Consider the following 14,411-nt stretch of genomic DNA (forward strand, 5'->3'; position numbering starts at 1 on the left):
ATAATTAGCGAAAGTGTTATACAAATACAAAAGGCGCGACTTTTATGTTCGCGCCTCTTTTATCGTTTCAGCAACTAAACGGAGATGAGCTCCTGCCCATTCATATAGGGTCTCAGTGCGGGGGGAACCGTTATCGAACCATCGCTATTTTGATAGTTTTCCAACACAGCGATAAGACAACGCCCCACAGCAACACCCGAACCATTGAGTGTATGCACAAATTTGAGTTGCTTTTCACCCGGCACCCGATAGCGGGCATTCATACGACGCCCCTGGAAGTCGCCACATACCGAACAAGATGAAATCTCGCGATAAGCGTTTTGCCCTGGTAACCAAACTTCAATATCGTAGGTTTTGCGAGCACCAAATCCCATATCACCAGCGCATAAGGTCATAACACGGTAATGCAAACCAAGCTTTTGCAAGACCTTTTCAGCGCATTCACGCATACGCTCCAATTCAGCAAGAGAGCTATTCTCGTCGGTAATGGAAACCAATTCACACTTTTCGAACTGGTGTTGTCGCAACATACCGCGCACATCTCGTCCTGCTGACCCTGCCTCCGAGCGGAAACAATACGTAAGACCGGTAACGCGAAGCGGTAAGCTTTCTGCATCCAGCGTTTCACCAGCAACCATATTAGTCAACGGCACTTCGGCTGTTGGGATCATCCACAGACCATCTGTGGTCTTGAATTGGTCCTCGGAAAACTTCGGCAGCTGACCAGTACCGTAAAGCGCTTCATCACGCACAAGTAGAGGTGGAGAGACCTCAAGATAACCATGTTCTTGTGTGTGTAGATCCACCATAAATTGACCCAAAGCCCGTTCTAAACGAGCAATTTGCCCTTTAAGAAGCACAAAGCGCGAACCGGAAAGCTTGGCAGCACCTTCAAAGTCCATACCTTGCAAAGCTTCGCCAAGTTCGAAGTGTTCTTTAGGTTCAAAATCGATTTCCGGCTTTTCTCCAAAGGTATGCAGAAGAACATTGCCTTCCTCATCCAGTCCTTCGGGTACATCATCAAGCGGGATGTTTGGTATTACACACAATGCTTCTTCAAGAGCAGCATTGAGACGACGGCTTTCATCCTCCCCCTCATGAATAAAGTTCTTTATGTCTGAAACTTCTTTCATCAGGGCTTGAGCAGCGTCTTCATTGCCGCTGGCCTTGGCCTTGCCAATTTCTTTTGAAGCTGCATTACGACGGGTCTGCGCTTCTTGCAATTTTGTTGTATGCGCTCGACGCGCATCATCAAGAGCGGCCAATTGGGCGGCGCGTGGCTCTGCCCCACGCTTCGCCAGCGCTTGGTCAAAACTTTCCTGATTCTCCCGAATCCATTTAATATCAAGCATCGTTGTATCCCTGGCCGTCAGCCTAAGATTATTATTCTCGTTTATAATTGCCACAAAGTAACGGTTACGTAGGCAAAAGCAACGTTCACTTTACGTCTCTTCTGCATCTTCGCTATCGTCTTCATCGCCTTTTTCGCGCTTTTTCTCAACAAGGCGCACACAATAGATGGAGACTTCGTAGAGAAGGAGCGTCGGAAGCGCAAGACCGATTTGTGAGATAGGATCAGGGGGTGTTAATACCGCGGCTGCAGCAAAAGCCAACACAATAGCGTATTTGCGCTTACCTTTCAGGCTTTCACTTGAAACAAGCCCGGCACGGCCCAGCAAAGTTAACACAACGGGTAATTGGAAAACCAATCCAAAAGCAAATATGAGTACCATTATCAAGCTTAGGTATTCACTCACACGTGGCAGCAACTGGATTGCAGCTTTTCCAGCTCCCCCTTCTTGCTCCATTGCCAAGAAAAAACTCATAGCCATTGGCATAATGAAAAAGTACACCAATGCAGCCCCAATCACAAACAAGATGGGCGTTGCAATCAAGTAAGGGATAAAGGCCTTGCGCTCATGTTTATAAAGCCCGGGCGCAATAAACATATAGATCTGGTTGGCGATGATAGGAAAAGCGAAAAACAAAGCACCAAACAAGGCCAATTTCATTTGCGTGAAAAAGTATTCTTGTGGCGCAGTGTAGATAAGCTCAATAGTTCGCGTTGCACCAGCCGCACGTTCATAAGGCCAGATGAGGATATTAAAAACATCACTGGCAAAGATAAAACAAATGACGAAAGCAATGGCCAAAGCAATGACGGATTTCATCAAACGCGAACGCAGCTCGATTAAATGCTCGATCAAAGGCGCACGTGAATCTTCAATTTCATCGTTACTCATAAACAAATCGCCTTTAAAAACATATCCTTACAACCACCTTTTATACAGCTATTGCTCAGAATTGGTATCTTGAACTTTTTTCGTCTCAACGCTTTGAGGTAAAACCTCATCCGACTTGGCTGGCGTGGCTGCGACAGTTTCTTTCGTTGTGGTACTTTCAGCTTCAGCTGACGGGCTATCCTTTGCCGAAGAAGATATATTCTTATCCACTGTTTTCATTGTGTCTTGAAGTGCCTTCTGCTCTTGAGCAAGGCTTTCCTTCAAATCACCAAGAGGGTTGAAGTTCTGCGCGGCATCAGCTTGCTTACGCATCTCATCTATCCCGGCTTGCTTTTCGGCCTCTTTAACAGCGTCATTCAGCGTTGATTGAAAATCACCTGCGAGACGGCGCATCGTGCCAATTGCCTTGCCCAAGGTACGCAGCATACCCGGCAGTTCTTTAGGGCCGACCACAAGAATAGCAATTACTGCCACAACTAAGAGCTCTGTCCAAGCTACATCAAACATTCAACCATTACCTGCTTCCAACCAACAGCAATAGGGCAAAACTGGCGCGCATCATGCAAGCCAGTTGCCAGTTCGCTCAAGTACAAACGCTAGTTTTTTGTTGTATCTTCAGTTTTTGTTTCGGTATTTGCGTTTTGACCTGGGGCATGATCGATAACTTTTGTGGACGCATCTTTAGCAGCAGCTTCCTCGTCATCTTTAAGGCCTTTTTTAAAGCTGTTGATGCCTTTAGCTACATCACCCATCAGCTCAGAAATTTTACCGCGTCCAAAAAGAAGCACGACAACTACGGCAACAATAACAATCTGCCAGATTCCAACAGAACCCATCCACCAAACTCCTTGGTTTGCGGATCTTTTTTTCTCAAGGTTTAAGCATCCGTGATCCGCCCAGATGCTTCACCATAACTCGATGGCTTAAGAGTTTTCTTCGTTAAATACCATCATCTTGTCTCTATCAAGACAAATGTCCACTTCATCGCCCGGAAAATAGCGCATAACTTGCGGGCTGCGTATTTTTATCGGATTTTCCAGCCCATTCACTTCAACTTCAAGCAAATCATGGTCGCCTGTAAAAATCCGGGATATTATTTTAGCGCGATTTCCCCCTAAAGGCTTTGAAACTTTTAGATGATGCGGCCTTATACAAGCAATGACTTGTGAGCCTTCACGAAACCCATGAGCTGCAAACCGCCCAAACGGCGTTACGAGCTCATTATTATTTACCTTCAAGTGCAGCTCATTGAGATCAGAAAAAAACCGCGCTGCAAACAAGCAATTCGGTGAAAAGTAGATTTCTTCCGGACTGGCTAATTGCACCACTTGCCCTTGGCGCATAAGCGCTATTCTATTGGCAACCTGAAGTGCCTCTTCCGGGTCATGGGTTACAACTATCGCCGTAGCATTTTCATGCTTCAACATGTCGAGCGTTTGCCGGCGTACATGATCACGCAATCGCGAATCCAAACCAGAAAACGGCTCATCCATTAGCAACGTATGCGGTTTGGGGGCCATGGCGCGGGCCAAAGCAACCCGTTGCTGCTCACCACCACTAAGAGCGTGCGGAAAATCTTGTGCATGATGGCTCATTTGCACCATTTCCAACGCTTGCCTTGCACGCGCTAAGCCTTTTTCTCTTGGCAGGGCGCTTAAGCCAAATAGAACATTATCCAGTATGCTAAGATGTGGGAAAAGCGCATAATCTTGAAACATCAACCCCACACCGCGCTGTTCCGGCGGTTTGAAATCGTGCGCGTCAGCAACGCAAGTGCCGCCGATCAGCACCTGTCCTTTTTGCTGGTGCACAACACCCGCAGCAATGCGAAGCAAAGTCGTTTTACCGCATCCAGAATGACCGAGAAGGCACAGAACCTCACCTTGGCTTAATGAAAGGCTCACATCCTGAACCGCTGCTAAACCACCATAATGATGATGGATATGACGAAACTCCAAGTGTGCCGCACTGCTTTCATTTGCAACAACTTGTGTTTCTGGTTTCATCGCACTTCTCTTTTGTTTATTATTTTGCTTCTACTAGCAATAATAGGGAGTCTATTGTTTTATATCAATAAACTACAAGATATCTAATAAAAGTAGTCGGTGCCCAATCATTCACTATGCTTCAATAGTGCGAGTTGTGGAAATCCCATCTTTGAAGTCATCCTCTTCGCCCGCTTCCAATGGTATTTCGTCTTCGCTCAATTCATCACTATCATCTGGTGCTGGTACAAAGAAACTGGCTGGTATGGCACTATCAAGCAGCCCCGCTCCTTTCAATTCTTCCAATCCAGGTAAGTCTTTAATCGTCTCCAAGCCAAAATGGTCTAGAAACTGGAGTGTTGTACCATATGTAACCGGCCGTCCCGGTGTACGCCGGCGTCCGCGCATGCGCACCCATTGGGTCTCTAGCAATACATCCAGCGTTCCTTTAGAAGTGGAAACACCGCGTATTTCCTCAATTTCCGCTCGTGTAACTGGCTGGTGAAAGGCAATTATTGCCAATGTTTCCAAGGCTGCACGAGATAAACGGCGCTGTTCTTCTTGCTCACGCTGCATAATTGCAGCTAAATCCGGCGCAGTTCGAAAAGCATAGCGATCAGCAACTTTTACCAAGCGCACTCCGCGATGCCTATAAAATTCTTCCAATTCCTTTACAGCACGCGGTATGTCAGCTTGGCGAGGCAAACGCGCAGTTAATTCGCTCATACTCAACGGCTCGGCTGATGCAAATAAAAGTGCCTCAACCATGCGCAGTGTCTCAAAGGCCTGTTTTTTATCAGCCAACTCATGGCCTTCAATTTGTTCCGATTGCACAGCTGACACCTTACCCTATCACTTCAAGCAGGCTCGTGGTCTTGGCCAACAAGAGCACCTTCTTGTAATTGTGTTGCCTCATTGGCTTTCCCCTTTTTAGCCCTAATGTAAATAGGTGCAAAGGCTTCGCCCTGCTGGATATCAATTAGGCCTTCGCGTACCATTTCCAAACTGGCCGAAAAAGTTGAAGCTATTGCGGTTCTTCGTTGCTCTGGCTCACTTAAATAACTCATCAAATAGGATTGAACCGCCGTCCAGCCGGCGCATGAGCCAACCAACCTCTCCAAAAGGGCGCGTGCTTCAGCCAACGACCAGACAGCACGTTTTTGCATTTGTACTGACGTTACCGAGCGCCGTTGGCGCTGCGTAGCATAGGCTGTGAGCATATCAAACAAGGAAGCCGACCAAGTACTGTTTCGCTCAATAGAAATAGTTTCTGGTGCGCCTCTGGCAAACACCTCAAGCCCCAGTTTGGGTCTGTTCATAAGCTTGGCAGCCGCTTCACGCATGGCCTCAAGGCGCTGCAAGCGAAATGCCAGTGCTGCGGCAAGCTCTTCACCGCTCGGCTCTTCTCCATCATCTTGTTTGGGAATAAGCAATCTTGACTTCAAGTAGGCAAGCCACGCGGCCATGACTAGATAATCAGCGGCCAACTCCAACCGTAGCCGCCGCGCTTCACCAACAAACTCGAGATATTGCTCGGTTAAAGCCAAAATGGATATTTTAGTAATATCAACTTTTTGCGAGCGGGCCATCGTTAGCAGCAAATCCAATGGCCCTTCAAAACCATCAACATCCACGCTAAGCGTTGGTTCATTTGGCTTGCTTGAGCTTTCATCACCAAGCGATTGCTCTGCACTATCATTCTCCCAATGATCTTCCTGCAAAAACAACTCCATTACAATTGATAGAAATTAGCTCAAGCCAAGCTCATGCATAAATTGATTATACTCGCTTACAACCTCTTTCGCCAACTCATGGTTATAATTTGAAGCACTTTCAGGCGAAAGCGCAGCCATGGCACGCTCGGCACGCTGTAAACTCTCACCCTGTAGGTAGTCACAACTTGACGCAACACCATGCATTTCAAGAATATCCCCGTTGCAATGCAGCACCATATCAACACCAGCTGCCAAAACACCACAAGCTCGCTCTTGAGCAGTACCTTGCAAAGCATTCATGCTTAGATCATCACTCATCAACAAGCCCTGAAAGCCGATTTCCTTGCGAATGATCTCTTGCACCACTTTTTTGCTAAATGTTGCCGGTAACTCCGCATCCACATGTGGCAGCACCACGTGCGCCGTCATGGCAAAAGGCGCATAAGACAAATCCATAAAGGGGATAAAGTCCCTTGCACGTAGCTGGGACATACTGGCATCAATAACTGGCAATTGATGGTGGCTATCAACAAGAGCCCGACCATGGCCAGGCAAATGCTTCATGACTGGGTAAACACCCATGTGCAAGCAACCGGCCATAACCTCAGCCCCAAGGGCAGCCGCCGCTTTTGGCTCCGCACTTAATGCACGCCGACCAATTATGGGGTCTGCATCTGTTATGGGTAAATCGAGACAAGGGATGCAATTGCCATTGATACCCATTGCCTTCAATTCAACCGCAATACGAGCCGCATGCAAAAAAGCGGCCCTTTTCGCTTTTTCCCTATCAAGCTGGTACAACTCGCCCCATGTGGCAGCCGCCGGAAAATTCGGCCATTTCGGCGGTCCAAAGCGCTGCACGCGCCCACCTTCTTGATCAATGAAAACGGGGGCATCTTCCCGCTCGACCAAATGGCGGAAATCTGTAGTAAGCTGCTGAACCTGCTCGCTGCTTTCAATATTGCGTGCAAACAATATAAGCGCAAAGGGCCTATGCTGTTTAAAGAACTCGCGCTCTTGCGTAGATAACTCTACCCCTGCACACCCACTAATAAATGACTTTGCTAGCATTGTTTTTCTTAACCAAAATGTAAAAGGCCGCTATTGCGACCTTTTACAATATATCCCAACACTCATTTACACGCGTTAACGGTTACGCCGCACAAAGCAATCGCCACCAGCATTTTTCAACTGACCACAAAAATCATTGGCTTGCGCAGCGCTATTGAAAGGAATGCGCACACGATAATATATGCCCTTATCCCCCAAATCAGCGCGTACGATTGCCGGCGAGACTTGGTCCATCAACTGCGGAAAACGGCGATTGAAAGAACGGATTTCCCCTTGCGCCAACTCAACAGATCGCACCGATGAAATTTGCACTACATGCGAACCCTGCAATGAATTTACAGCGCCTGTTTGAGTTGTTTGCTGTTGAGCAGCTGGTTGCACACTTGCCACACGTTGCTCGGGGAAGCCGCTTTGCGATGTTAAATCGAGAGGTCCCTGAGTATTTTGCGAGCTAGTACTCACCGCTGCTGCGTCAGCACCAACAGGCTTACGCTGAGGCCAGGTACTTGCTGGCAATGCTGTTGGTGATGTTTCCTGTGTTGTCCCCACAGAAGCCGTTGTTAAAGCTTGCGCACTGTTGTTTTCCGGTACAGGAAGCGGCTGCGTAGTTTGAGCTGCAATGGTTTGCTGAATCTCCTGCGCATTACTGGCCACCTGTTGCACAGGCGTTGGCGTTACACCTTGTTCCATTTGAGCGCGGCGTTGGGCTTCCAATAGCTTTTCAGCCATTGTTTTCGCTGCCCCACCACTATTACTACCCGTGACAATTGTACCATCAGGGCGCACAGTAACGGTACGCACCTTTTTAGGAGCATTAACAATCAAAGGCTCACTCACAGCATTGGGTGCTGGAGGTAGTGGATCCACCTCTGCATTTTCTCTTGGCAATAACTGCTCACCTTCAGGTGCTGCATCCGATTGCGAAGGAAGTAGCAGCTGCGCCTGATTTTTGTCCTCATCCGGTTGCTTTGCAGCCATTTCCTTCATTGGCGATGGATCGGGCTCTATTACAGGAGGAACAGCAACCACGTCGCTTTCTTCGCCGCCCAGATCAAGCAAGGCAAACCCTGTCGCGCCAACAATCAGTACGGCAATCATCGCCGCACTTGCCATCAGCCCTTTACGCATACCTTTTGGGCGCGCCGTTTTATTTGCCTGCACAGATGGCTTAGCAGGTTGTGGCACAACTCCGCCACGTAACGAGGGGTCGTTTTGCTCCATTTCTTGCGCAACAGCATCAAGATCATAACCGCCAACCGGAGGCTGGCTCTGATTCTCGACAAATAAATCGTCATCTTGCGTTTCAATATGGTTCACGGCTTGCGGCCATGCCATATCGTCAATTTGACCATCCTCATGGCTTTGTGAACCTTTTTGCTGCGGCACTTCCACAGCGTCTTCTGCCTTGACTTTAACCTGTGGCGGTACAGCCGGTTTGGTTAAATCAGCAAGCAACTCTTCCAAATCGTCGCTTTGTTGCTCTGCTTGAGCCGAGGCACGAAGCTGATCCTGCTGCGGTTGCAAAGGTTGCTTAACTGGCATTTCCATAGCACGGGCATCGTGTTCAGCAGCTTCTTCGATGTGAACGGGACGGCTCTGCGGCTGCTCTTGGTGCAAACCACTTAAATCATCCTCAAGCCCAGATAAATCCGGGGTGAAGTTTTGTTGCGCCGGTGCTTTTTCGTTGCTTAATGGTTGTGGCTGCGGCAGAGGCTCAACAGGCCGCTGCATTTTCGTCGCAGAAAAGCCGCTCACGGTTGCCTGCCCGGCTGTGGGCGTTGCCCGTGACATGTAATGACGAGATTGTGCGGTATTCTCGTTTTCTGCAGGAGCCTTCACTTCTTGAGCTAGCTCTTCAGGAACCGCAAGGTTTTGCCTTACACTTTCTTCCAAGTCTTTTGCCAGCTCATCCGCAAAGCCATCTATTGGCGTGCCCGCATCTTGGCTGGGTGTTTCAATAGCACGCTCGGGCTTGGGGACTGGTGGCAAATCACTGACAAAATCTGGCTTCCCGCCCACCACCATGGGCTTATCGGCCTGCGCAATCTCATAGTGATTGGTAACTTGCGGCGTTTGTGTTTCTTCATCCAATGCGCCGCGCAACTCTGGCACAGCATGTAAAGGCGAAGCGATATGAGCGCTTTTGATGTGTGCAGCTGGCCCACGTGATGGCCGATAGTCACTCACCGCTTGGCTCAAGTCGGCAAATTGTTGATTATTTTGCGCCTCTACCACTTTTTCTGTGGATAATGCAGTTTGCGAGGTAATAGGCCGCGCATCAGCCGCCTCAGAGAACGGGTCTGCAAAAGGATCGAAGTTGACATCGGCAAAAGGATCGGCCTCGTGGCTACCAGTGCCAACATACCCGGATTGGTTGTCATAGGCCGCTTGTGGAGCCGATGCGGGAGCTGCAGCAACAACTTCACCAATACCCGTTTGAGAATCATAAGCCGCTGCTTCTTGAGCATGCGCCGCATATGGTTGCCCAACATTTCCCTGCTGCGTGTTGTCTTGATCATGCGCCGCATACCCGCCTTGGTTAAAGGCAGCTTGATCTGCTGTTTGCGGCGCGGTTTCGCCCATTAAACGGGCCAGTTCAGCCAAGGGATCATCTTCCTGTTCCCAGGAGTTTTGCAGTTCGGCTGCTTTGGCGTCATGGGCGGCTTGGACTGGCCTTTGCGTATCAGAGCTGTTTGTCATGACGATGAAATAATCCCCTGTAACAATGGTTCGCAGCCCGCCGCGAACCACTCAAATTCTACGAGTTGACCGACCCGTTAGCGCATTTCTTCCGGTGCCGCCACGCCTAGAACTGTAAGCCCTGAAGCTATGACTTGTGACACCGCATACACCATTGCGAGTCGTGCTTTAGTCAAATCTGGCGTTTTATCATTAATAAAGCGTAATTGCGGCTTTTCCTTGCCACGTGACCAGTGGCCATGCAAAGCACTTGCAAGCTCATATAGATAGAACGCCAACCGGTGTGGTTCGTGCGCTTCAGCCGCACTATCAACAATTCTTGGCCATTGTGCCATTTTGGCAATCAGCGCCTGCTCGCCCTCATCCTCAAGTAAATCAAAGTTGGCAGATGCCAAAGAATCGGCAGACAAATCTAAAGTTGCAAGTTCTTCTTTTGCTTGTCTAAGTACACTATGACAGCGCGCATGCCCGTATTGAACATAAAACACCGGATTGTCTTTTGACTGCTCAGTAACTTTTTCAAAGTCAAAGTCAAGATGCGCATCGTTTTTACGGTACAACATCATATACCTTACGGGATCTGTCCCAACTTCTTCCACAACATCACGTAGTGTAATGAAGTTCCCCGAGCGTTTAGACATTTTCACCGGTTCACCGCCACGATACAGCTTGACAAGCTGACACATGCGCACAATGACTTCCGCCTCGCCGCCAGAAATTGCTTTACCCACAGCTTCCAAACGCTTCACATAACCGGCATGGTCAGCGCCCAAAATAAAAATAAGCTGTTTAAATCCTCGCTTAAGTTTATCAGCGGCATAAGCCACATCGGCGGCAAAGTACGTATAGCTGCCATCAGACTTCACAAGAGGACGGTCAATATCATCACCGGCAATTGTGGAGCGGAACAGTGTTTGTTCCCGGTCTTCCCACCCTTCTGGCACTTCGCCTTTCGGTGGTGGCAAAGTTCCTTCATAAACCAGATCACGTGAACGAAGCTCTTTCAAGCTGGTGGCTATAGAGCCATTTTCCCCATGCATCGTTTTTTCAGAAAAGAATACGTCATGATGCACATTGAGCAACTCCAAATCCTGACGGATCATTTTCATCATGGCATCCACAGAAACCTGCTTCAAAAGGGCAAGTCTTTCCGCTTCCGGCATATCTTTGAGGCTCGGACCGTATTCTTTGGCAAGTGTTTGCCCTACAGGGATCAAATAGTCACCAGGATATAGCCCTTCAGGAATGGCGCCGATATCCTCGCCAAGTGCTTCGCGATAACGCAAATATGTGGAATTGGCGAGGACATCAATTTGTGAACCGGCGTCATTAATAAGGTATTCACGGGTTACATCATAACCGGCAAAGGCAAGCAAATTGGCAAGGGCATCACCAACAACCGCACCGCGTGTATGGCCCACGTGCATTGGTCCTGTCGGGTTTGCCGAAACATACTCAACATTGACCTTCAACCCGCCGCCAAGCTTTGAACGGCCGAACTCCCTACCCTTTTCAATGACCTCTTTTGCAATGCGTGAATAAACTTTTTGTTCAAGACGGATATTAATAAACCCGGGGCCAGCAACAGCTACCGATGCCACATCACTGTCTTCGTTCAAAGCAGCAGCAACCCGCTCGGCAATATCGCGCGGCTTCATTTTTAACGGCTTGGCAAGCAGCATGGCCACATTGGTTGCCAGATCACCGTGTGCCGGATCGCGGGGCGGCTCAACAGTAACTCGGGACAGATCAAGCTCTTGTCCTTCTGGCGCGAACTCCAATTGTGAGACAATATTTTTCACCCGTTGGGCAAATTCAGCATAGATGTTCATTCTTTTAAGCCTGAGTAATGAGAAGCCCTTTAAAACCAGCGTGAAAGCGCCAGGCACCTTTAGCGGTCTATCGCTTCAAAGCGGTTCAAAACTGTTGTACAGCGCACTAAACCAATTCGGGCGTATCGTCAAATAACCGGCGGTGTTCTTCAAGTGCAAACCGGTCTGTCATGCCGGCAATATAGTCACAAACACGGCGTGCAACCAGTGCAGCCGGTAAACCCGTTAACCCGTCTGACCAAGGTTGCGGCATCGATCTAGGGTCATTCATAAAGCTGGCAAACAAATCCCGCACAACTTTGGCAACTTGCTTGCGTACAGCCAGCACGCTTTCATTGCGATACAGATTGGCAAAAAGATAATCTTTTAGCTGCTTTTCATCAGCTGTCATTGACTGGGAGAAACCAACAACGGCATGATCGGCCATCCGGATATCAGAGGCGCTGTCAGCAGCAAGCTGGTCCAGATTTTTGATTGAACAAGCAATCACATCTTCAACCATCACCGTAATGCAGCGACGCACCAGCTCGTGGATGCGGCGGCCATCTTCCAAACCAGGATAAAGCGTATCTATTTCATCAAGTAATCTGGCCAGAAACGGAACCTGGCGCATACTTTCAAAGGTTAGCAGGCCCGCACGCAGTCCATCATCAAGGTCATGGGAATCGTAGGCAATATCATCGGCAATAGCCGCCACCTGCGCCTCAGCGCTCGGCCATGACCACAACATGAGGTCATGCTTTTTCACATAATCATAAATAGCAAAGGGCAGCCCCTTTCCGGCAAACTTTCCAAGCGGTTTGCCCTCACGATCAATCAATGGTCCATTGTGCTTAACCAACCCTTCCAGTGTTTCCCATGACAGATTAAGGCCATCGAAACGTGCATAACGCTTTTCAAGGTCTGTCACCACGCGCAGTGATTGTGCATTATGGTCAAATCCGCCAAATTCCGCCATGGATTCGGCCATCACATCCTCCCCCTCATGGCCGAAAGGCGTGTGCCCCAAGTCATGCGCTAGGGCAAGGCACTCGGCCAAATCCTCATCAAGCCGTAGGGCACGCGCTAGCGAACGTGCTACTTGCGCAACCTCGATAGTATGGGTGAGGCGCGTGCGATAATGATCCCCCTCATGATAAACAAAAACCTGAGTTTTATGTTTAAGACGGCGAAATGCCGTTGAATGGATAATACGATCACGATCACGCTGGAAAGGTGTGCGCGTGGGACTTGCCTCTTCCTTGAACAGACGATCACGCGTGGCAAACGGGTCAGAAGCATAAGGCGCGCGTGCCTGAGCGCCGTATCCTAATGTAATGGCCATCTTTAATCCCCCATGAAATGGCAAGGAGCACATCCTTGTTGCCCGATTGAACATCTATGCCAAATAACTATGATAAAGGATAGTTTTGTTTAAACATCCTGTTATGACAGGCCCCCAGACTAGTGTGCTTTTATTATAAAAAACAAGTCAAAGCTTTTAAAATAGCTTCCAAGCGCTTATATTGGGGTATGCGTACTTCATCGTAGGGCAAAAGCAAGCCTTTCCCCTTTCAAGAGCTTTGCCCAACTCAACACTTTGAAGATACGAAAATAAAAGTTATGGCCAAAGGACCCTTAAATAGATGAGCAATACTGTTACCGTGACAGAATCTGCTGCCAAACGGATAGCAACAATACTCGCCAAGGAGCCTGAGGGAAGCTTATTGCGTATAAGTGTGGAAGGTGGTGGCTGTTCCGGCTTTCAATACAAGTATGATATTGTCACCACACGCGAAGATGATGACCTACAAATTGATTGCAAAGGGCAAACATTGGTCATTGACAGCCTTTCACTGGAATTTATGCAAGGTGCTGAAGTGGATTTTGTCATGGACGTAATGGGCCAGTCATTCCAAATTAATAACCCCAATGCGGTGGCTGGTTGTGGCTGTGGCACCAGTTTTGCCGTTTAAGCATAACACGATAATAAAATTCACTAATTACATGGGTTTTTCATGAAAATTGCTAGCTGGAACATTAACGGGGTTAAGGCAAGAATTGAGACTGTTTTAACGTGGCTCAATGAGGAAAAGCCAGATATCGCCTGCTTTCAGGAAATAAAAAGCGTTGATGAAACTTTCCCGCGTGAGCCTTTTGAAGCCTTAGGTTATCATTTAGAAACCCACGGGCAAAAGGGTTTTAATGGTGTTGCCATTCTCTCACGCCTCCCGTTTGAGGAAGTTAACCGGCGCCTGCCCGGTGATGAGAGCGACGAGCAAGCTCGCTACATTGAAGGTGTTTTTGCCACAAAAAGCGGCCCGTTGCGTATTGGCTGTTTGTACCTACCCAATGGCAATCCGGTTGATAGCGAAAAATACCCCTACAAACTGCGCTGGATGGAACGTCTTGAAGCACATGCCCGCAAGCAGCTGGAGCGTGAAGAGGCGTTCTTACTGGTGGGGGACTACAATGTAATCCCGGAAGCAAGAGATGCCAAAAAGCCCGAGAGCTGGGTGAATGACGCGCTGTTTTTGCCGCAAACCCGGGAAGCATGGCACCGTTTGTTGAACTTGGGCTTTACCGAGGCTATTCGTGCAACCAATGATGCAGATGAGACCTACACATTTTGGGACTATCAAGCGGGTGCTTGGCCCAAAAACAACGGTATTCGTATAGATCACTTACTGCTTTCGGCACAGGCCAGTGACAGGATGCTAGCAACTGGTATTGACCGGCATGTGCGCGGTTGGGACAAACCTTCCGACCATGTACCTGTGTGGGTACAGCTGCGCGATTAGCCACATTACCTCCGCGATTGTGCCGAGTATAATTGCGCTCTTCATTACTCGATTTTTATTGGTTTAAATAAAAACAACAAGGTGG

13 protein-coding genes are annotated in these 14,411 nt (G+C 48.6%); 2 read left to right on the plus strand and 11 right to left on the minus strand.

The window, feature by feature from the left end:
- Positions 1–74 precede the first annotated feature (74 nt).
- From serS to AYK67_RS02130, 11 genes are all read right to left on the minus strand, one after another.
- Positions 75–1,352 carry a serine--tRNA ligase gene (gene serS, locus AYK67_RS02080; RefSeq protein ID WP_068081646.1) on the minus strand — a complete coding sequence of 426 codons (1,278 nt, stop codon included), beginning with the start codon at positions 1,350–1,352 and terminating at the stop codon, positions 75–77.
- Positions 1,353–1,442: 90 nt separating this feature from the next.
- Entirely contained in the window at positions 1,443–2,243 is an 801-nt protein-coding gene (tatC, locus tag AYK67_RS02085) for a twin-arginine translocase subunit TatC (RefSeq protein ID WP_068081649.1), read from the minus strand.
- Positions 2,244–2,291: 48 nt separating this feature from the next.
- Positions 2,292–2,750 (minus strand): Sec-independent protein translocase protein TatB, encoded by a 459-nt coding sequence (gene tatB, locus AYK67_RS02090; protein WP_082735589.1) that lies wholly within the window; start codon positions 2,748–2,750, stop codon positions 2,292–2,294.
- Positions 2,751–2,839: 89 nt separating this feature from the next.
- Positions 2,840–3,079: a twin-arginine translocase TatA/TatE family subunit gene (locus tag AYK67_RS02095; protein ID WP_068081654.1), complete on the minus strand. Its 240-nt coding sequence runs from the start codon at positions 3,077–3,079 to the stop codon at positions 2,840–2,842.
- Positions 3,080–3,166: 87 nt separating this feature from the next.
- Positions 3,167–4,249, minus strand: coding sequence for an ABC transporter ATP-binding protein (locus tag AYK67_RS02100; protein WP_068081656.1), 1,083 nt, complete (start codon positions 4,247–4,249; stop codon positions 3,167–3,169).
- Positions 4,250–4,363: 114 nt separating this feature from the next.
- Entirely contained in the window at positions 4,364–4,996 is a 633-nt protein-coding gene (gene scpB / locus AYK67_RS02105) for an SMC-Scp complex subunit ScpB (protein WP_082735607.1), read from the minus strand.
- An 89-nt stretch (positions 4,997–5,085) separates the two neighbouring features.
- Positions 5,086–5,949, minus strand: a complete 864-nt coding sequence (locus tag AYK67_RS02110) for a segregation and condensation protein A (RefSeq protein ID WP_420800592.1) — start codon at positions 5,947–5,949, stop codon at positions 5,086–5,088.
- 27 nt (positions 5,950–5,976) lie between these two features.
- On the minus strand, positions 5,977–7,014 hold the full coding sequence (gene nagZ / locus AYK67_RS02115) for a beta-N-acetylhexosaminidase (RefSeq protein ID WP_068081662.1): 1,038 nt from the start codon (positions 7,012–7,014) through the stop codon (positions 5,977–5,979).
- Positions 7,015–7,089: 75 nt separating this feature from the next.
- Positions 7,090–9,714: an SPOR domain-containing protein gene (locus AYK67_RS02120; RefSeq protein WP_068081664.1), complete on the minus strand. Its 2,625-nt coding sequence runs from the start codon at positions 9,712–9,714 to the stop codon at positions 7,090–7,092.
- Positions 9,715–9,791: 77 nt separating this feature from the next.
- Positions 9,792–11,546, minus strand: a complete 1,755-nt coding sequence (argS, locus tag AYK67_RS02125; RefSeq protein ID WP_068081667.1) for an arginine--tRNA ligase — start codon at positions 11,544–11,546, stop codon at positions 9,792–9,794.
- A gap of 106 nt (positions 11,547–11,652) precedes the next feature.
- Positions 11,653–12,870 (minus strand): deoxyguanosinetriphosphate triphosphohydrolase, encoded by a 1,218-nt coding sequence (locus AYK67_RS02130; protein WP_068081670.1) that lies wholly within the window; start codon positions 12,868–12,870, stop codon positions 11,653–11,655.
- A gap of 301 nt (positions 12,871–13,171) precedes the next feature.
- On the opposite strand from AYK67_RS02130, the gene AYK67_RS02135 reads away from it, so the two are divergent.
- Both AYK67_RS02135 and xth read left to right on the plus strand, forming a co-directional pair.
- Positions 13,172–13,501 carry a HesB/IscA family protein gene (locus AYK67_RS02135; RefSeq protein ID WP_068081673.1) on the plus strand — a complete coding sequence of 110 codons (330 nt, stop codon included), beginning with the start codon at positions 13,172–13,174 and terminating at the stop codon, positions 13,499–13,501.
- A 42-nt stretch (positions 13,502–13,543) separates the two neighbouring features.
- Positions 13,544–14,326 (plus strand): exodeoxyribonuclease III, encoded by a 783-nt coding sequence (gene xth, locus AYK67_RS02140; RefSeq protein ID WP_068081676.1) that lies wholly within the window; start codon positions 13,544–13,546, stop codon positions 14,324–14,326.
- The last annotated feature ends 85 nt before the right edge of the window (positions 14,327–14,411 follow it).

It is taken from the genome of Polycladidibacter stylochi, assembly GCF_001562055.1.
Lineage (GTDB): Bacteria > Pseudomonadota > Alphaproteobacteria > Rhizobiales > Stappiaceae > Pseudovibrio > Pseudovibrio stylochi.